This is a genomic window from Amycolatopsis sp. YIM 10, from assembly GCF_009429145.1.
Taxonomy (GTDB): Bacteria; Actinomycetota; Actinomycetes; order Mycobacteriales; family Pseudonocardiaceae; genus Amycolatopsis.
In genome coordinates, this window is record NZ_CP045480.1 from 7,623,451 (window position 1) to 7,641,797 (window position 18,347).

17 protein-coding genes are annotated in these 18,347 nt (G+C 70.5%); 11 read left to right on the top strand and 6 right to left on the bottom strand.

The features are described 5' to 3' along the window. Nucleotides 1-44 precede the first annotated feature (44 nt). The gene (locus YIM_RS35925) at nucleotides 45-959 is read left to right on the top strand and encodes an ATP-binding cassette domain-containing protein (protein WP_153034570.1); all 915 of its coding nucleotides are present in this window, start codon (nucleotides 45-47) and stop codon (nucleotides 957-959) included. Beyond that, entirely contained in the window at nucleotides 956-1,720 is a 765-nt protein-coding gene (locus YIM_RS35930) for an ABC transporter permease (protein WP_153034572.1), read from the top strand. Before YIM_RS35925 ends, YIM_RS35930 begins: the two co-directional genes overlap by 4 nt. Before the next feature lie 23 nt (nucleotides 1,721-1,743). On the opposite strand, the gene thiG is transcribed toward YIM_RS35930, so the two are convergent. Together thiG and YIM_RS35940 are read right to left on the bottom strand one after the other, a co-directional pair. After that, on the bottom strand, nucleotides 1,744-2,457 hold the full coding sequence (thiG, locus tag YIM_RS35935) for a thiamine biosynthesis protein ThiG (RefSeq protein WP_153034573.1): 714 nt from the start codon (nucleotides 2,455-2,457) through the stop codon (nucleotides 1,744-1,746). Nucleotides 2,458-2,527: 70 nt separating this feature from the next. Then, complete coding sequence (locus tag YIM_RS35940) at nucleotides 2,528-4,339, bottom strand: hypothetical protein (RefSeq protein WP_228004240.1); 1,812 nt, start codon at nucleotides 4,337-4,339, stop codon at nucleotides 2,528-2,530. Between the two features lie 208 nt (nucleotides 4,340-4,547). On the opposite strand from YIM_RS35940, the gene YIM_RS35945 reads away from it, so the two are divergent. The 6 genes from YIM_RS35945 (at nucleotide 4,548) to YIM_RS35970 (ending at nucleotide 12,763) form a co-directional block, all read left to right on the top strand. Beyond that, nucleotides 4,548-5,513 carry a carbohydrate kinase family protein gene (locus YIM_RS35945; protein ID WP_153034575.1) on the top strand — a complete coding sequence of 322 codons (966 nt, stop codon included), beginning with the start codon at nucleotides 4,548-4,550 and terminating at the stop codon, nucleotides 5,511-5,513. Continuing rightward, nucleotides 5,510-8,998 carry a methionine synthase gene (metH, locus tag YIM_RS35950; RefSeq protein ID WP_153034576.1) on the top strand — a complete coding sequence of 1,163 codons (3,489 nt, stop codon included), beginning with the start codon at nucleotides 5,510-5,512 and terminating at the stop codon, nucleotides 8,996-8,998. Before YIM_RS35945 ends, metH begins: the two co-directional genes overlap by 4 nt. Next, complete coding sequence (gene metF / locus YIM_RS35955) at nucleotides 8,995-9,879, top strand: methylenetetrahydrofolate reductase [NAD(P)H] (RefSeq protein WP_153034578.1); 885 nt, start codon at nucleotides 8,995-8,997, stop codon at nucleotides 9,877-9,879. The genes metH and metF overlap by 4 nt, the downstream gene beginning before the upstream one ends. A gap of 64 nt (nucleotides 9,880-9,943) precedes the next feature. Next, nucleotides 9,944-10,267 carry an ArsR family transcriptional regulator gene (locus YIM_RS35960; RefSeq protein ID WP_228004241.1) on the top strand — a complete coding sequence of 108 codons (324 nt, stop codon included), beginning with the start codon at nucleotides 9,944-9,946 and terminating at the stop codon, nucleotides 10,265-10,267. Continuing rightward, on the top strand, nucleotides 10,264-10,512 hold the full coding sequence (locus tag YIM_RS35965; RefSeq protein ID WP_153034579.1) for a hypothetical protein: 249 nt from the start codon (nucleotides 10,264-10,266) through the stop codon (nucleotides 10,510-10,512). The genes YIM_RS35960 and YIM_RS35965 overlap by 4 nt, the downstream gene beginning before the upstream one ends. A gap of 154 nt (nucleotides 10,513-10,666) precedes the next feature. Continuing rightward, nucleotides 10,667-12,763, top strand: a complete 2,097-nt coding sequence (locus YIM_RS35970) for an MMPL family transporter (RefSeq protein ID WP_228004242.1) — start codon at nucleotides 10,667-10,669, stop codon at nucleotides 12,761-12,763. Here YIM_RS35970 and YIM_RS35975 read toward each other — a convergent pair. From YIM_RS35975 to YIM_RS35990, 4 genes are all read right to left on the bottom strand, one after another. Next, nucleotides 12,738-13,271, bottom strand: a complete 534-nt coding sequence (locus tag YIM_RS35975; protein ID WP_153034583.1) for a GNAT family N-acetyltransferase — start codon at nucleotides 13,269-13,271, stop codon at nucleotides 12,738-12,740. The two genes, YIM_RS35970 and YIM_RS35975, sit on opposite strands and share 26 nt — an antisense overlap. 90 nt (nucleotides 13,272-13,361) lie before the next feature. Beyond that, the gene (locus YIM_RS35980) at nucleotides 13,362-13,766 is read right to left on the bottom strand and encodes an Lsr2 family protein (protein WP_153034584.1); all 405 of its coding nucleotides are present in this window, start codon (nucleotides 13,764-13,766) and stop codon (nucleotides 13,362-13,364) included. A 235-nt stretch (nucleotides 13,767-14,001) separates the two neighbouring features. After that, entirely contained in the window at nucleotides 14,002-15,378 is a 1,377-nt protein-coding gene (locus YIM_RS35985) for a S9 family peptidase (protein ID WP_153034586.1), read from the bottom strand. Nucleotides 15,379-15,443: 65 nt separating this feature from the next. Beyond that, nucleotides 15,444-15,941 carry an Lrp/AsnC family transcriptional regulator gene (locus tag YIM_RS35990; protein WP_153034587.1) on the bottom strand — a complete coding sequence of 166 codons (498 nt, stop codon included), beginning with the start codon at nucleotides 15,939-15,941 and terminating at the stop codon, nucleotides 15,444-15,446. A gap of 59 nt (nucleotides 15,942-16,000) precedes the next feature. Between YIM_RS35990 and YIM_RS35995 the strand changes: the two genes are divergently transcribed. Genes YIM_RS35995 through YIM_RS36005 form a run of 3 tightly spaced genes read left to right on the top strand, consistent with a single transcriptional unit; the run spans nucleotide 16,001 to nucleotide 18,346 of the window. Beyond that, a complete protein-coding gene (locus tag YIM_RS35995; RefSeq protein ID WP_153034589.1) occupies nucleotides 16,001-17,158 on the top strand; it encodes a PLP-dependent aspartate aminotransferase family protein in 1,158 nt (385 codons plus the stop codon). After that, nucleotides 17,155-17,952: a GNAT family N-acetyltransferase gene (locus YIM_RS36000; protein ID WP_228005114.1), complete on the top strand. Its 798-nt coding sequence runs from the start codon at nucleotides 17,155-17,157 to the stop codon at nucleotides 17,950-17,952. The genes YIM_RS35995 and YIM_RS36000 overlap by 4 nt, the downstream gene beginning before the upstream one ends. A gap of 10 nt (nucleotides 17,953-17,962) precedes the next feature. Then, the gene (locus tag YIM_RS36005; RefSeq protein ID WP_153034590.1) at nucleotides 17,963-18,346 is read left to right on the top strand and encodes a PGPGW domain-containing protein; all 384 of its coding nucleotides are present in this window, start codon (nucleotides 17,963-17,965) and stop codon (nucleotides 18,344-18,346) included. Nucleotide 18,347 lies beyond the last annotated feature (1 nt).

The window sequence follows — 18,347 nt, forward strand, 5'->3', positions numbered from 1 at the left end:
TTACACCATTGCGTGTACCAGATACACAGTTTGAGGGGCGGGACATGATCGAAGTGCAGGGGCTGGCGAAGTCCTTCGCCGGGAACCGCGTGCTCACCGGGGTCGACCTGCGGGTCGAGCCCGGCACGATGCTCGCGTTGCTCGGCCCGAACGGGGCCGGGAAGACCACCGTGGTGCGGATTCTGAGCACGCTGCTCAAGGCGGACGCCGGGCGCGCCGCGGTGCTGGGGCTCGACGTGGCGCGCCACGCCGCGCGGGTCCGGCGGTCCATCGGGCTGACCGGGCAGTTCTCCGCGGTGGACAAGCTGCTCACCGGCCGCGAGAACCTGGTGCTGATGGGCAGGCTGCACCACCTGGGCCGCGGCGCGAAGGCACGCGCGGCCGAGCTGCTGGAGCAGTTCGCGCTGACCGAGGCGGCCGACCGCCCGGCGAAGACCTACTCGGGCGGCATGTTCCGGCGGCTGGACCTGGCGGCGAGCCTGATCACGTCACCACCGGTGCTGTTCCTCGACGAGCCGACCACCGGGCTCGACCCGCGCAGCCGCACGGGCATGTGGACGGCGATCCGGCAGCTGCTCGCCGGCGGCACCACGATCCTGCTCACCACGCAGTACCTGGAGGAGGCCGACCAGCTGGCCGACCGGATCGCCGTGCTGGACGGCGGGCGGGTGATCGCGGAGGGCTCGGCCGACCAGCTCAAGGCGAAGGTCGGCGAGGAACGCGTGGAACTGGCGTTCACCGATCCGGACGCGACCGAACGCGCGCACGCGGTGCTGGCCGGGGTGGACGTCCTGCGCGGCGACGGGCTTTCGGTGCGCATCGGCGGGGTGCGGGAACTGCGGTCGCTGCTGGACCGGCTCGACGACGCCGGGCTGGAACCGGTGGGGCTGCAGGTGAAGAAGCCGACCCTGGACGACGTGTTCCTGAGCCTGACCGGTGAGAAGGCGAGCGCGGCATGACGGCGATGTGGGCGGTGACCGATTCCCGCGCGCTGATCGGGCGTTCGCTGCGGCACATCGTGCGGAACGGTGAGCAGGTGGTGGTCGCCGTTCTGCTGCCGGCGATGATCCTGCTGGTTTTCCGGTACATGTTCGGCGGCGCGATCGACACCGGTTCGACGGTGTACGCCGACTACCTGATCGCCGGAATGCTCGTGCTGAGCGTGTCGATGAACTCCACCGCGACGGCGACGGCCGTGCGCGCGGATCTGTCGGAGGGCTTCGTCGACCGGCTGCGCTCGATGCCGGTGCTCAGCTCGGCGGTGATCATCGGGCACGTGGCGGCCGCGGTGGTGCGCAACGCGATCTCCACGGTGGTGATGCTGGGCGTTGGCATGCTGGTCGGCTTCCGGCCGCGCGCGGACCTCGACGGCTGGCTGGCCGTGGCCGGGCTCATGGCGCTCTACTCGGTCGCGATGGCCTTCCTGGCCGCGATCCTCGGCATGATCGCGAAAACCGTGGAGGGGGCGAGCGGGCTGAGCGTGCTGCTGGTCTTCGCGCCGTACGTGAGCAGCGCCTTCGCCCCGGCGGACACGCTGCCGGGCTGGCTGCGCGTGGTGGTGGAGAACCAGCCGATCACCCTGGTCATGGACACCGTGCGGCCGCTCCTGCTCGGCCTGCCCACCACCGGCGACGGCTGGCTGGCGGTCGCCTGGTGGACCGGCATCCTCTTCGCCGCCGTCCCGATCACCGGCTTGCTCTTCCGCCGCGCCGCTCGCTAGGCGGTGCCGGCGCCGGGGGCAGGTCAGCGGGCGGCGGCGGCCAGCCGGCCCGCCAGTACGGCGTGCCGCATGGCCCGCGCCATGCCCGGCGGGTCCGGCGCGATCGCGACCGCGGTGTTGACCAGCACCGCGTCCGCGCCGAGTTCGAGGGCCCTGGCCGCGTGCGCGACCGAGCCGATCCCGCATTCGACCACGATCGGCACGGTCGCCACCTCCAGCACCGCCCGCAACGCGTCCTCGTCGGTGATGCCGAGCCCGCTGCCCACCGGCGACGCGACCACCCGGACCGCCGCGCAGCCCGCCTCGGTGAGCCGGGTGACCAGGCCCGGATCGGCGTCGACCAGTGGCAGCACGGCGAAGTCCTCGGCGAGCAGCTGCTCGGCGACGGTCACCGTGGCCGGTCCGTCCGGCAGGTTCGCCACGTCGCGCACGTCGAGCTTGACGATCTCGATGCCGAACGAAGAACGCAGCAACCGCGCGGTGCGCAACGCTTCGTCACCGGTGCGCGCGAAGGAAGTGGTGCCCACCCAGGTGAACGTGTCCACGTCGACGAACCGGGACAGGTCCGACAGCGCCACCCCGGTCCGCTCGGCCCCGAGGTCCAGCGTGGTGATGAAAACGTCGCAACCGCCGGCTTCGAGCACCTCGCCGATCAGTTTCGCCGAATCGTAGAGTTCCGCACCGAGCAGCAACCGCGACCGGAACTCCCTGCCCTTCACCCGCAACCAGGCGTGCACTCCCCAACCGTACCCCGATTTCGGCGAATGGGACTTTTATTGCACAATGCGCAATAGCCCCATTGTTGGTTCACCGTCCACTCACCGCGGGCGCCCATTTTCCGACGAAGCTGCCGCAGCTGACCGGCTGCCCGGTCAGTATCGCCCTGATGTCGTTCTCCAGGTCCGCGTGGTCGAAGATCGGCGCGTCCGGGGTGGTCCAGCGCGGCACCTCACCACCGTTCGCGAGCACCTCCGGCCGCACCGTCTGGAACAGCACCAGGTAGTCGCCCTCGCGGTTCAGCTCGTGCGTCCGCTCGATCATCCTGGCCGGGCCGTCACCGACCAGTTCCAGTGGCAGCGGCCATTCCAGTGGATACGGATTCCGCAGGCCGAACACCGGATAGGCGAACGGATTGTCCGGCAGCACCGCCACCTTCGACGCCGGGAACCGGTGCAGGCAGGAATTCAGCTGGGAAACGTAGCGGTAGGTGGCCGGATTTGTCATCACCCCGCGCATTTCCGGGGTGATGACGCCCAGGTCCTCGGTCAGCCGTTCGACCGGCTGGTCCAGGTACGGCGCGCGATCGTGGCGGTGCACCACGGTGAACCCGGCGACGGCGAACACCACCACCCCGGCCAGCGCGGTGCCCGACCGCCCGGGCGAAGGCACCGGCGGCATGCCCTCCACCAGCAGCAGCACCGCGGTCAGCCCGAGGCTCCCGGCGAGCAGCGCCGGTGTGTCCACACCCCAGGAAAGGCTGATCATGTACCCGAGCGCGACCACCAGCAGTGCCGCGGGCGGCACGCGCCGGCGCGACACCGTGGCGACCACCAGCGCCGCGGCCGCCGCCCACCACAGCACGTCTGCCCAGCGCGGCTCGCGCACAGACAGCCCCCAGGCCAGCGCCGCCGTCACGGTCGCGGTGCCGGCGAGCACCAGCGCACGGTCCAGCACCGGCCACCGCCCGGCCAGCCGCACCACCACCAGCAGGGCCGCGATCCCGCCGAACACCAGGATCAGCGGCACCGGGGTGTGCGGCAGCGGCACGCCGAGCGGGGTGAAGAAGAACTCGTCCACCCAGAACGCGACCAGCCGCTCCCCGTACGCCGGCACGCCGGTCGCCACCTGCGCGTACATCGACTCGTACCCGTCCGCCAGCCACACCACCGCGACGTAGGCGAGCGGGAAGGCGCCCAGCACCAGCAGATCCACCACGGTCCGCCGCCACCACCGCCAGGCCCGCAGCGCCCCGGCCCGGCTCGCCGGGTGCAGCAGCAACCACACCGCCGCCAGCACGATCGCGAGCAGGAAGCCCTGCTTGACGAATCCCGCGACGCCGAACAGGAACAACCCCAGCCGCCGCGGCCAGGCGCGCCCCGACCGCAACCCCGCGTCCAGCGCCCACGCCCCGCAGGCCACCAGCGCGATGCCGTCGATGGTGTGCCAGGCCATCATCGGGAAGCCGTTCAGGTTCACCAGTGCCACCGCGGCCACCAGCGCGGTGAAGCCCGGGCCCCAGGTCAGCACCGGGCGCCGGGTGACCAGCGCGGCGAGCGCCACGGTGGCCAGGATCAGCTCCAGCATCGAGAGCACGCCGGAGACCACGAACAACGGCCCCGGGATGAAGAAGTCCACCGTGTGCAGCAGCGCGGAAGCCAGCGGCCGCGCCGAGACGATGTCCGCGTGCGGGATCTCGCCGTGCAGGATCCGCCAGCTCTGGGCCAGGATGAAGCCCTGGTCGGAGGGGTGGAAACCGAAGCGGCCGATGCGCAGTTCGGCCACCACCGCGAGCGCGACGATCCACGCCGCGTGCAGCAGGATCCGGCCGCGGCGGGGCACCGTGGCGGCGACGGGTGGCGCGGGTGGCAGTTGCGCACGAACCGGACTGGCAACAACCACGCTCAGATCCCCCCGACGGGTGAACGGATGACACCGGATCAACGGCCGCGGGATGGCGCGGGTTTCCCGGGGGCCGCACTTTGTCCTTCTACTGAACAACCCCGCGATGTTTCAACCTTGTGACTCAGATCACAGTTCAACGGAAAGAAGGGCCGCGCCGAATCGCCCGGAAACTGGGGCCCGGCCCCCAGTCCGAGGAGGATCGCCCGTGCGCATCACCGTCGCAGGCTCGATCGCCACCGACCACCTGATGACCTTTCCCGGGAAGTTCAGCGAACTGTTCCTGGCCGACCGGCTCGACCGCGTCTCGCTGTCGTTCCTGGCCGACCGCCTGGAGGTCCGGCGTGGCGGGGTGGCCGCCAACATCGCCTTCGGCCTCGGCAGGCTCGGCCTGCGGCCGCTGCTGGCCGGCGCGGTCGGCCCCGACTTCGGCGACTACGGCGACTGGCTGCGCGAGCACGGGGTGGACACCGGCGCGGTGCTGGTCAGCGCGCACCGGCACACCGCGCGGTTCACCTGCACCACCGATCTCGAGCAGAACCAGATCGCCACCTTCTACCCCGGCGCGATGGCCGAGGCCAAGGAGATCGACCTGACCGGCGTCGGCCCGATCGACCTGGCCGTGCTCGCGCCCGACGATCCCGAGGCGATGCTGCGCCACACCGAGCAGTGCCGGGAGCTGGGCGTGCCGTTCGCCGCCGATCCCTCGCAGCAGCTGGCCACGCTCGACCGCGAGCAGACCCGGCGGCTGGTGACCGGGGCGCAGTTCCTGTTCACCAACGAGTACGAGGCCGCGTTGCTGCAGGAGCGCACCGGCTGGACGCGGCGGCAGGTGCTCGACCGCGTGCGCACCTGGATCACCACCTACGGCGGTGAAGGCGTGGGCATCGACGGCGGTCGCTCGCTGCGCGTGCCCGCGGTCCCGGCCCACGACATCGCCGATCCCACCGGTGTCGGCGACGCCTTCCGCGCCGGGTACCTGGCCGGATTCGCCTGGGGCTGGCCGGACGAACGCGCCGCGCAGCTCGGCTGCACGCTGGCCACGGCCGCGCTGGAAACCGTGGGACCGCAGGAGTACAAGCTGGTCGCCGCCGATCTCGCCGCACGCGCGGCCGAGAGCTACGGGCAGGCGGCAGCCGACCAGATCGAGTCGCGATTGGCGGATGCCTCATGACGGACCGGGTGCGGGCGCTGCGTGAAGCGCTGGCGAGCCGAGTGGTGGTCGCGGACGGCGCGATGGGCACCATGCTCCAGGAGCAGAACCCCACCATGGAGGACTTCGAGCAGCTCGAAGGCTGCAACGAGGTGCTCAACGCGACCCGTCCCGACATCGTGCGCTCGGTGCACGAGGCGTACTTCGCCGTCGGTGTGGACTGTGTGGAGACGAACACCTTCGGCACGAACCTGGCCGCGCTCGGGGAATACGAGATCGCGCACCGCATCTTCGAACTCGCCGAGGCGGGCGCGCGGATCGCCAGGGAGGTGGCCGACGAGTTCGCCGCCGACGGCCGTCCACGCTGGGTGCTCGGCTCGATCGGGCCCGGCACCAAGCTCCCCACGCTCGGGCACGCGGCCTACGCGAACCTGCGGGACGCCTACCGCGACAACGCCGCCGGGCTGATTTCCGGTGGCGCGGACGCGCTTCTGGTGGAAACCACCCAGGACCTGTTGCAGACCAAGGCCGCGGTGATCGGCGCCAAGCGCGCGCTCGCCGAGGCCGGGGCGGACCTGCCGCTGCTGGTGCAGGTCACCGTGGAGACCACCGGCACGATGCTGCTGGGTTCGGAGATCGGCGCCGCGCTGACCGCGCTCGAACCGCTCGGCATCGACATGATCGGGCTGAACTGCGCCACCGGTCCGGCGGAGATGAGCGAGCACCTCCGTTACCTGGCGCGGCACGCGCGGACCCGCGTCTCGGCGATGCCGAACGCCGGGTTGCCGGTGCTCGGCTCGAACGGCGCGCACTACCCGCTGAGCCCGGCCGAACTCGCCGACGCGCACGAGGCGTTCATCCGCGACTACGGCCTTTCACTGGTCGGCGGGTGCTGCGGCACCACGCCGGAACACCTGCGGCAGGTGGTCGAGCGGGTTCGCGACCTGCGCCCGGCCCCGCGCGACCCGCGTCCCGAACCGGGGGCCGCGTCGCTGTACCAGACCGTGCCGTTCCGCCAGGACACCGCGTACCTCGCGATCGGCGAGCGCACGAACGCCAACGGTTCCAAGAAGTTCCGCGAGGCCATGCTGGAGGGCCGCTGGGACGACTGCGTCGAACTCGCCCGCGACCAGATCCGCGAAGGCGCGCACCTGCTCGACCTCTGCGTCGACTACGTGGGCCGCGACGGGGTCGCCGACATGGCCGAGGTGGCTGGCCGGTTCGCGACCAGCTCCACGCTGCCGATCGTGCTCGACTCCACCGAACCGGCCGTGCTCCAGGCCGGGCTGGAGAAGCTCGGCGGACGCGCGGTGATCAACTCGGTGAACTACGAGGACGGCGACGGCCCGGACTCGCGGTTCGCGAAGATCACCGCGCTCGCGGTGGAGCACGGCGCAGCGCTGATCGCGCTGACCATCGACGAAGAGGGCCAGGCACGCACCCCGGAGCACAAGGTCGCGGTGGCCGAACGCCTGATCGCCGACCTCACCGGGAACTGGGGCGTGCGCGAGTGCGACATCATCGTCGACTGCCTCACCTTCACCATCGCCACCGGGCAGGAGGAGTCCAGAAAGGACGGTATCGCCACCATCGAGGCGATCCGCGAGCTGAAGCGGCGCCACCCCGACGTGCAGACCACGCTCGGCCTGTCCAACATCTCGTTCGGCCTCAACCCGGCCGCGCGCATGGTGCTGAACTCGGTGTTCCTCAACGAATGCGTGGAAGCCGGCCTGGATTCGGCGATCGTGCACGCGGCGAAGATCCTGCCGATCGCGCGGCTGGCCGACGAACAGCGCGAAGTGGCACTGGACCTGATCTACGACCGCCGCCGCGAGGGTTACGACCCGCTGCAGGAGTTCCTCACCCTGTTCGAGGGCGTCGACAGCAAGTCCATGCAGGCGGGCAAAACCGAGGAACTGCTCGCGCTGCCGCTGGACGAACGGCTGCAGCGCCGCATCATCGACGGTGAGCGCAACGGGCTGGAAGCCGATCTCGACGCGGCACTGGAGTCGCGACCGGCACTGGACATCGTCAACCACACGCTGCTCGAGGGCATGAAGGTGGTCGGTGAGCTGTTCGGCTCCGGGCAGATGCAGCTGCCGTTCGTGCTGCAGTCCGCCGAGGTGATGAAAACCGCGGTGGCGCACCTCGAACCGCACATGGAGAAGTCCGACGCGGCGGGCAAGGGCACCATCGTGCTCGCCACCGTGCGCGGCGACGTGCACGACATCGGCAAGAACCTGGTCGACATCATCCTGTCCAACAACGGCTACACCGTGGTGAACCTGGGCATCAAGCAGCCCGTGTCGGCGATCCTGGAGGCGGCCGTCGAGCACAAGGCCGACGTGATCGGCATGTCCGGGCTGCTGGTGAAGTCCACGGTGATCATGAAGGAGAACCTGGAGGAGCTGAACCAGCGGAAGCTGGCCGCGGACTACCCGGTCATCCTCGGCGGCGCCGCGCTCACCCGCGCCTACGTGGAGCAGGACCTGCACGAGATCTACGAGGGCGAGGTCCGGTACGCGCGCGACGCCTTCGAGGGCCTGCGCCTGATGGACGCGCTGATCGCGGTGAAACGCGGCGTGCCGGGCGCGAAACTCCCCGAGCTGAAACCGCGCCGGGTGGCCAAGACCACCACCGCCGAGGTACTGGCGCCGCCGCCGGACGAGGGCTCGGTGCGCTCCGACGTGGCCATCGACAACCCGATCCCGGAGCCGCCGTTCTGGGGCACCCGGGTGGTCAAGGGCATTCCGCTGAAGGACTACGCGTCCTGGCTGGACGAGGACGCGTTGTTCAAGGGGCAGTGGGGGCTCAAGCAGGGCCGCGGGAACGGACCGTCCTATGCGGAACTGGCGGAGACCGAGGGCAGGCCGCGACTGCGTGGCTGGCTGGACGAACTGCACACGTCGAACCTGCTCGAAGCCGCCGTCGTCTACGGTTACTTCCCCTGCGTGTCCAAAGGGGACGATCTGATCCTGCTGTCGGAGACCGGTTCCGAGCGCACCCGGTTCACCTTCCCCCGGCAGCCGCGCGGGCGCCGGCTGTGCCTTGCCGACTTCTTCCGGCCGGAGGAGTCCGGCGAAACCGACGTGGTCGGCCTCCAGATCGTCACGGTCGGCTCGCGGATCGGGCAGCGGACGGCCGAGCTTTTTGCCGCCGACGCCTATCGCGACTACCTGGAGCTGCACGGGTTGTCGGTGCAGCTGGCCGAGGCGCTCGCCGAGTACTGGCACGCGCGGGTGCGCGCCGAACTCGGGTACGCGCACGAAGACCCGGCGGCGGTGGAGGACATGTTCGCGCTGAAGTACCGCGGCGCCCGGTTCTCCCTCGGCTACGGCGCCTGCCCGGAGCTGGAGGACCGCGCGAAGATCGCCGCGCTGCTCGACCCGTCACGCATCGGCGTCGAACTGTCCGAGGAGTACCAGCTCCACCCGGAGCAGTCGACCGACGCGATCGTGCTGCACCACCCGGAGGCGAAGTACTTCAACACGGGAGCCCGCCGATGAAATCCCTGCGCGAGGAACTGGCCGGCGGTCGTCGCACCTTCTCCTTCGAGTTCTTCCCGCCGAAGACCGAAGTCGGCGAACGGCGGTTCTGGGATTCGGTGCGGCGGGTGGAATCGCTCGCCCCGACCTTCGTCTCGGTGACCTACGGCGCCGGTGGTTCGTCGCGCGAGCGCACGGTGAGCATGACCGAGGCGATCGTCGCCGACACGACGTTGCGGGCGGTGGCGCACCTGACCGCGGTCGGGCATTCGGTGGCGGAGCTGCGGCAGATCATCGGCCAGTACGCGGGCGCGGGGATCCGGGACGTGCTGGTGCTGCGCGGGGATCCGCCCGGCGATCCGCGGGCGCGGTGGATCGCGCACCCGCAGGGCTTCACCTACGCGGCCGAGCTGGTGGCGATGGTCAAGGAGATCGGCGACTTCTCCGTCGGCGTCGCCGCCTACCCGGAACTGCACCCGCGTTCGTCCGATGTGGACAGCGACACCCGGTACTTCGTGGAGAAGTGCCGGGCGGGGGCTGACTACGCGGTGACGCAGATGTTCTTCGACGTGACGCACTACCTGCGCCTGCGTGACCGCGTCGAGGCGGCGGGCTGCACCACGCCGATCATCCCGGAGATCATGCCCGCCACCGACTTCAAGCAGATCCGCCGCTTCGCCGAGCTGAGCGACGCCTCGTTCCCGCCGGAGCTGGCACGGGCGCTGGAGCACGCCACGCCGGAGGACGCCTACCGGATCGGTGTCGACCACGCCACCGCGATGGCCGAGCGGCTGCTCGCCGAGGGCGCCCCCGGGCTGCACTACATCACGCTGAACAAGTCCGACGCCGCACTGGACATCCACCGCCGCATCCTCGGGAGCACCGCGCGCCGGGCCGCCTGAAACCCGCACTGGCCAACTCGAACCCGCACCTGCTAACTTTTGTTGGCATGTGCAGGTTCGCGTTGTGAGCACCACCGGGGACGAGCTGGTGCGCGTGCTGGCGACGCTGGCCAACCCGCATCGCGTGCGTGTGGTCGCCATGCTCGCGCGGAAGCGGTACTACGTCAGCGAACTGGCGCGCGAGCTGGGGATCAGCCGCGCGCTGCTGCAGGTGCACCTGCGCAAGCTCGAAGCGGCCGGGCTGGTCACCGCACAGCTGGAGCTGTCGGACGACGGCAAGGCGATGAAGTTCTACGAAGTCACGGCGTTCGCCTACGAGCTGACGCCGCATTCCGTCGCGGCCGCGGCCGAAACGCTGAGCGAGCGCGAGAAGGGAACCGGGGAATGAGCGGCAACGACTGGGCCGAGCTGGCCGGGGTGATCGGGATCTTCATCCTGATCACCACCGTGCTCACGGTGGCGATCTGGCAGCTCGCCGTGAGCTGGCGCGCGAAGGCCGCGCTGTCCAGGGAGGAGACCTACCGGGACCTGGCCGAACGCGCGGTGCGGAGCCAGGAGGAGACCCAGCGGCAGCTGACCGAGCTGCGGTCGAGGGTCGAGGGCGTGGAAAGGATTCTCAAGGACGTCGAATGACCCGATGAAAGACCCCGGGCCACCGAGTTGCAGCTCGGCGGCCCGGGCGGAAGAAGCACCACCTCGCCCGAGGGCGAGTCCTTCGTGTCGTACCCCTTCACCGAAAGGACATCAGTTCATGCTGCCCGATGGCAAGTCGGGGGGCCGCGCACCCGTGGTGGAAAGAATCGCCGGCTGGTCGGCGGCCCACCGCGGCAAGGCGATCGCCGGCTGGTTCGCGCTGGTCGCGCTCACCGTGGCGATCAGTTTCCTGGCCACCGGCCCGGACGCCCCCAACACCGATCCCGGCGAGTCCGGCCGCGCGCAGACCGCGCTGCGCGCCGAAACCGCCGAGGAACCCGTGCGGGAATACGTGCTGGTGCAAGCGATTGCGCCCGCCGATCCGGACGCGGCACTCGCGGATCTGGCCTCGTCGCTGAGGCAACGCGAGGAGGTCACCGCCGTCCGGTCACCCGCTGATCCGGACGCCGGGAACCTGATCTCCGCCGACGGCCGGTCGTACCTGGTCACCTTCCAGCTCAGCGGACCGGACGAACGGACCCCGGCGCAGGCACGCGCCGCCACCGAAACCGTCGACGCGGTCGCCGCCCGGCATCCGGACGTCCGGGTGCTGCAGGCGGGTGATCGCAGCCTGACCCGCGCGGTCGACGAGGCGATCAAGAACGACCTCAGCCAGTCGCACCTGCTGTCGTTGCCGATCACGCTGCTGATCCTGATCGTGGTGTTCGGTTCCCTGCTGGCCGCCGGACTGCCGGTGCTGCTGACGCTGAGCGTGGTCGCCGCGACCTTCGCGCTGCTCGGCGTGATCGGCAAGGTGGTGCCGTTCAACAGCGCGGGATCGGCGCTGGTGCTGCTGATCGGGGTCGCGGTCGGGGTGGACTACTCCTTGTTCGTGTTGCGGCGCCATCGGGAGGAACGGCACGCCGGGCGCTCCACCGCCGACGCGCTGCGTGTCACCGCGCGCACTTCCGGCCGGGTGGTGGTGTTCTCCGGGCTGACCGTGGTGCTGTGCCTGATGGGGTTGCTGTTCACCGGGCTCGGGGTGTTCCGCGGCTTGACCATCGGCACCGCGCTGGTGGTCGGGCTGGCCATGCTCGGCGCGGTGACCGTGCTGCCCGCACTGCTTTCCCTGCTGGGCGACCGGGTCGACGCGCTGAGCCTGCCGTGGTTCGGCCGCGGCCGGACGGCGGCGCGGGAATCGCGGGCCTGGGCTTCGATCGCGACGGCCGTGGTGCGGCGCCCGCTCGCGTGGGGCGGGCTGGCCACGCTCGCGCTGTTGCTGACCGCCGCCCCAGCACTGGAAATGCACCTCCAGGACGCGGCGATCACACAGAGCTTGCCGCGCGAGGTGCCCGCCGTGGACGCGGCGCTGAGAATGGGCGAAGCGTTCCCCGGAATGCCGACGCCGGCGCGGGTGGTGCTGTGGAACCAGACCGGCGACCTGACCCCGGCGCTCGGTGAACTGCGGGAGCGGGTGGCGGCAAGCGGTGGCAGGCTGTTCGAGCCGGTGATCACGACCCCGGTCGGCGACACCACGGTGGTGCGCGTCCCACTGGCCGGCGCGGGCACCGATCGCCAATCGAACGAAGCGCTCGAATACCTGCGCGACGAGGTACTGCCCGCGACCTTCGACGGCAAGGCGGAGTACGCGGTCGGCGGCCGCACCGCCACCCCGTACGACTTCACCCAGCGGATAACCGAGCGGAGCCCGTATGTCTTCGCTTTTGTGCTGGTGCTGGCGTTCGTGTTGCTGGGGCTGGCTTTCCGCTCGATCGCCATCGCGCTGGTGTCGATCGCGCTGAACCTGCTCTCGATCGGCGCCGCCTACGGAGTGCTGACCTGGGTGTTCCAATACGGAAACCTGGCGGACCTGCTCGGTTTCACCTCGTACGGCGGAGTGGTCGGCTGGTTGCCGCTGTTCATCTTCGTGCTGCTGTTCGGGTTGAGCATGGATTACCACATCTTCATCCTGAGCCGGATCCGCGAACGCTTCACCCCTGGCCACGCGCGCTCGGCGATCGTCAGCGGGATCGGCGCCAGTTCCGGCGTGGTCACCAGCGCGGCGGTGATCATGATCGCGGTGTTCGCGGTATTCCTCACGCTGACCGCGATCGAGTACAAAATGCTCGGCCTGGGAATGGCGGTGGCCGTCTTCGTCGATGCCACCGTGGTACGGGGCGTCCTGCTCCCCGCCACCCTTTCCCTGCTCGGCGACCGGGCGTGGGCTAACCGGGCGAATTCCCCGCGGTGAAGATGAGGTCGTGACCGTCGTGGCCGGGGCCGTCCAGGTGGGCGGCTCTGGTCAGGCCTGCCCGGGCGGCGACCTTCGCCGAAGCGGTGTTCGCCGGGCGCACCCTGGCGATCACGGAATGGTCCGGCCGGTGCGCGGCGGCCCATTCCACCACCGCGGTGGCTGCCTCGGTACCCAGGCCGGCACCCCAGTGCGCCGGGGCGAAGCGGTAGAAGAGGTTGAGCACCATCCGGTCGCGGAACTCCATCACCTTCAGCCCGCAGAAACCGGCCGGGCCGGGAGCGCCTGCCGTGCGCACGGTCCAATAGCCGAAGCCGTGGCTGGACCAGTGTGCGTCCCACCGGTGGAAAAGCTGTTCCGCTTCGTCACGCGCGGTGAGCTGGTCGGACGGATTGTGCGCACAGGCCAGCGGATCGCGGTGAATGGCGTGGATGGCGTCGATGTCACCGGGAACCGGCCGGCGCAGGCTCAACCGCCCGGTCACCAGTTCCTCGTGGGTCTCCCCCATGGGGCCAGCCTAAGCCGACCGAGCGGCCCGGCGCCACCGGTCCGGAGTGGATCGTCCACTCGGGACCGGCGACGCCGGACGGGATCCGCACTACTTCGCCGCGACCTTCTTGCGGGCGGCGCGCTTGCGCGGGGCCTTGGCGGCCGCCGGCTTGCGCTGCGCCTCCTCGAAGGCCTCGGTGATCTCGGCCGAGATCCGGCCGCGCTCGGAGACCTGGTAACCGTTCTCCCTGGCCCACTCGCGGACCTGACGGGCCCGCTCCCGGTCGGCCCCGCTGGAGGAGGAAGCCGACTCACCGGTGGCCAGGCGCACCTTGCGGCCGCCGGTACGCCGCCCGGCCGCGATGAAACGCGCGAGTTCATCGCGGAGGTTGGCGGCGTTGTCGTCGGACAGGTCGATCTCGTAGGACACACCGTCCAAACCGAACGGCACGGTCTGGGTGGCGATCTCGCCGTCGATGTCGTCGATCATCTCGACCAGAACCTTCTGCGCCATAATGTGCTCTCTTCCCGCTTCGTTGATCAGCCAGCCGCACCATAACGGGCACGGCAGTCGCGGCGTGCGAGGGCCCCGCCGTTTATAGTTTGTCATTCTCGCCGCCGAACACGAAATCGGGATCACGAACAGCGCCTCAATCCGGTTGCACGCCGGACAAGAAACGGGCGGTCCACACAGGACGTTGCAGTTCAGGGGCCTGCGACAACGCTCACCCGGACCGCGGGCCCGCCGATCAGGAGGAAGGGCGAAGCGGCGGCGAAGGCGTGAAGCGGGTGAACGCCGGCGCCGCCGGGCCGTAACTGTTCGTCGGATAGTCGTAAACCGTGCCGTACTCCCCGCCGAGGCGCCCGGCCTGCGCATTCAGCGCGCGCGGGGAAAGCTCCGGCCACCGCCCCGTTTCGATCCGCTCGAACAAAACGCGCAGCGTGACGATCTCCTCTGCCGGCGTGAACGCGCAATGGGTGGCCCGATCGGCGTAGAGCTGTCGCAGTCGCTCAGGTGCACCATACCGGCGAACCCGCCCGGAATACCAGCGTTCGTGTTCGGCGACCGCGGCGTCCGCGGTGTTGTGCAAGGTCACCACCGGTGCCGGGGTGACGCCGTCCGGCACACCGTGACGGTCCATCCAGGCCACCGCCGCCGGATCCGCGGCCACTCTCGGCGCCTCGGCCAGCCGCGCCAGATCCGGGCCGACGTCCAATCCGGCGGCCCGGTACGCCTCGCGCACCAGCTCCCGCTGTTCGGACTTGGCGAGCTGCCGCCCGTAATCGATCCCGGTGTTCCACGACGGATTCCCACCGGCCCGGTGTTCCAGGTCCACTCGGGAGGTCGGGCCGAATCCCCAGATGTGCACCGAGGCCAGTTCCGCCATTTGCCGGACGCGGTCGGCCAGTGCGTCCGGTTCGGGGTGGAACGCGGAATTCCAGGACGGCACATTTCCGACCGCGCCCGCCAGCGCGAGCCGGGCGCGCCCTTCCGGTGTGACCAGTGCCTCGTCCACCGCCGTTTGCAGGGCCTGCGCGGCGGTGGCCGGATCCCGCGGCCGCACCAGATCGATGTCCGAATCCGGAGCCAGCAGGGTGCGGATGGCAAAGGTGACGTCCAGGGAAAGGTTCCAGCTCGCCGCCAGATCCAGCGGGCCGCACAACGCCGCCACCCCGTCGATCCGGTCCGGATTCTCTTCGGCGAGCCGTACCGAAAGGGCCGCGCCCATCGAGGAACCGAGTGCGATGGTTCGTCCCGGTTTACCGACGTTCGCCTCGAACCAGTCCAGCAAGGTCAGCTGATCTCGCGGTCCCTGGTCGTAGACCGCGCCGTAGCGGCCGGTGAAATCCGAAGCGGCCAGCGCGTAACCGCGGTCGAGCAGCCAGTTCTCCGTTTCCGGCCGGTTCGCCAGTCCGATTCCGGGTGGTATTCCCGGCACGTAGTACGGATGGCTGTAGAGCACCAGTGAACCGTTCCAGTGCTCGGGCATTTCCACCCGGTACTCCGCACCGTCGAGCCATCCGGTGTAACCGCGACGCCCGCTTTCGGGCGTCGCCGATGCGCCGCCCGGAGCGACGGTCAGCGCGGCGGCGAGCAGGGTCACGAGCACGAGTGCGCGTTTCATAACGGTGTCTCCTCGATTCACGAAGGGCCGGACACCGCAAAAATACGTGACCGTTTGGTCACATGTCAATGGCCGTCCTTTGTGGAAGCCCCGCGGTACGGGGTCAGCGGACCGCCGGGCCAGGTGGAGAAGATCAGGTGCGTCTGCAGCCGGGCCACCTCCGGCCGGGCGGTGAACTCGTCGAGCACCAGCCGCTGGAGGTCCTGGCTGCTGCCGCACGCCACGTGCACGATGAAGTCGTCCGGCCCGGTCACGTGGTGCACCGCCCTGGTCTCGGGCAGGCCGAGCACGTGCGTGACGAACGGGTCGACCAGCGGGCGCGCGTGCGGCTGGACCTGCACCGCGAGCAACGCCTCGATCGGACGGCCGATCGCCGCCGGATCGACCTGCGCGGTGTACCCGGTGATCGCGCCGGCCCGGCGCAGCCGCGCCACCCGGTCCAGGCAGGTCGACGGCGCGATGCCGACCGCCGCCGCCAGTTCCTTGTTGGCCATCCGGCCGTCGTTCTGCAAGCGCCGCAGGATCTCGGCGTCGACCGAATCCAGGCGCACATTCTGCTCCATGCGCCGAACATAGTCCGGACCTCGTGGCCGCATCCCGGCCCGCCTGCCAGGTTCGGCGCATGACCACACTGAACACCCGTGCCGTGCACGCCGGCCGCGACGACCTCGTGGAACTCGGTGTGCACGCGGTCCCGCTGGACCTGTCCACCACCTATCCCTCACGCGACAGCCGCACCGAAGCCGACCGGCTCGACGTGCTCTGCACCGGCGCGCAGGTGGACGGCCCGCCGGTCTACGCCCGTGTCGGCAATCCGACCGTCGCCCGGTTCGAGACGGCGATGGCCGAACTGGAGGGTTGCGAAGCCGCGGTCGCCTTCGCCAGCGGGATGGCCGCGCTCTCGGCGTGCCTGCTCGCCGGGGTTTCCGCCGGTAAACCGCACGTGGTGGCGGTCCGGCCGCTCTACGGCAGCAGTGACCACTTGATCGCCTCCGGCCTGCTGGGCAACGAGGTCACCTTCGCGCGGCCGGACGAGGTGGCCGGCGCGATCCGCGAGGACACCGGGCTGGTCATCGTGGAGACCCCGGCGAACCCGACGCTGTCCGAAACGGATCTGCGCCGGCTGTCCGACGCCTGCGGCCCGGTGCCGCTGCTCGCGGACAACACCTTCGCCACCCCCGTGCTGCAACGCCCGGCCGAGCACGGTGCACGGATCGTGCTGCACAGCGCCACCAAATTCCTCGGCGGCCACGGCGACGTGCTCGGCGGTGTGGTGACCTGCTCCGAGGAGTACGCGCGCAAGCTGCGGCAACTGCGCTTCCTCACCGGTGCGACGCTGCATCCGCTGGCCGGGTACATGTTGCTGCGCGGGCTCTCCACGCTTCCGCTGCGGATGCGCGCCGCCGCCGAGACCGCGGCCGAACTCGCCGACCGGCTGGCCGGGCACCCGCGGATCGCGAAGGTGCACTACCCCGGCCGCAACGAGAACCGTCCCGAGAAGCAGATGACCGGTGGCGGCCCGATGCTGGCGGTGGAGGTCCACGGCGACCCGCACGCGGTGATCGGTGCCGTCCGGCTGTTCACCCCCGCGGTCAGCCTGGGCAGCGTGGACAGCCTCATCCAGCACCCCGGTTCGCTCAGCCACCACATCATGGACCCGGCCGACCGCGCCGACGGCGGGATCAGCGAGCAGCTGCTGCGGATCTCGGTCGGCCTGGAGGACGTCGAGGACCTGTGGGCCGACCTCGACCAGGCGCTCGGGGGATCATCGACGGCGTGAACCACGCCGAAGCCGCCGAAGCCAATCTCGCCGAGCACGCCTGTCACCTGCACCGCCGCTCGGCGGGCATGACCGTGCGCGAACCCGGTGATGTGCTCGTCGCCGACAGCGGGCTCGACGACGACACGTTCAACATCATCGCCGCCGCCCGCTTCACCGAGCGGGACGCGGATCGCCGGATCGCGGAAACCCTGCGCGCACTGGGGCCGCGGCCGTTCTCGTGGTGGGCAGGTCCCGCGTCCGGGCCCCGGGACCTGCCCGCCAGGCTGGCCGCGGCCGGGCTGCCCGCCGCCGAAACCGAGGCCGCGATGTCCACCACTGTGGACGGTCCGCTCCCGGTGGAAACCCCGGCGGGACTGGACATCCGCCTGGCGCGCACCCCGGCGGACCTGGCCGGTTACGCACGGGTGCTGGCCGCGAACTGGGACCCGCCCGCCGCGACCGTGGCGGAGTTCGTCGCGAAGACCGCCGCGCTCGCGCTGGCTCCCGGCTGCCCGGCCCGGTACCTGGTCGGCTACTTCGACGGTGTGCCCGTGTGCACCGGCGAGGTCTTCCTTCACGCCGGGGTCGCGGGCATCTACAACATCAGCACGCTGGCGAGCCACCGGCGGCGCGGCTTCGGCGGCGCGATGACGCTGGCGACCATGCGCACGGCCGTCGAAGCGGGCTTCCCGGCGATCGTGCTGCAGGCCTCGGCCGAGGGTGAACCGGTCTACCGGCGGCTCGGGTTCACCGTGGACGGCTCGTTCACCGAGTACGCCGCTCGCCCGGCCGGGTCGGCCACGCTCGGTTAACGTGGGATCGATGAAGCGCGTGCTGCTGACCGTGGCGGGGGTGCTGATCCTGGTGATCGGCATCGCCCTGCTGGTGCTGCCCGGCCCCGGCCTGCTGCTGGTGCTGGCGGGATTGCTCATCCTCGCCTCCGAGTTCCCGCGACTGGAGCGCTACGTCGATCCGGTGCGGGACCGGGCGATGAAGGCCGCCGAGGACAGCGTGTCCTCGCCACTGCGGATCGCCGGTTCGGTGCTGGCCGGGCTGGCGCTGATCGCCGCCGGGGTGGTGTGGGGGCTGGTGCGCTGGCTGCCGCTGGCCGGGTGGAGCACCGGCACCAGCCTGATCCTGTCCGGCATCGTGCTGCTGGTGCTGCTGGGTTACAGCTACCGGCGGGTACAGGCCCGCCGGGGCTAAC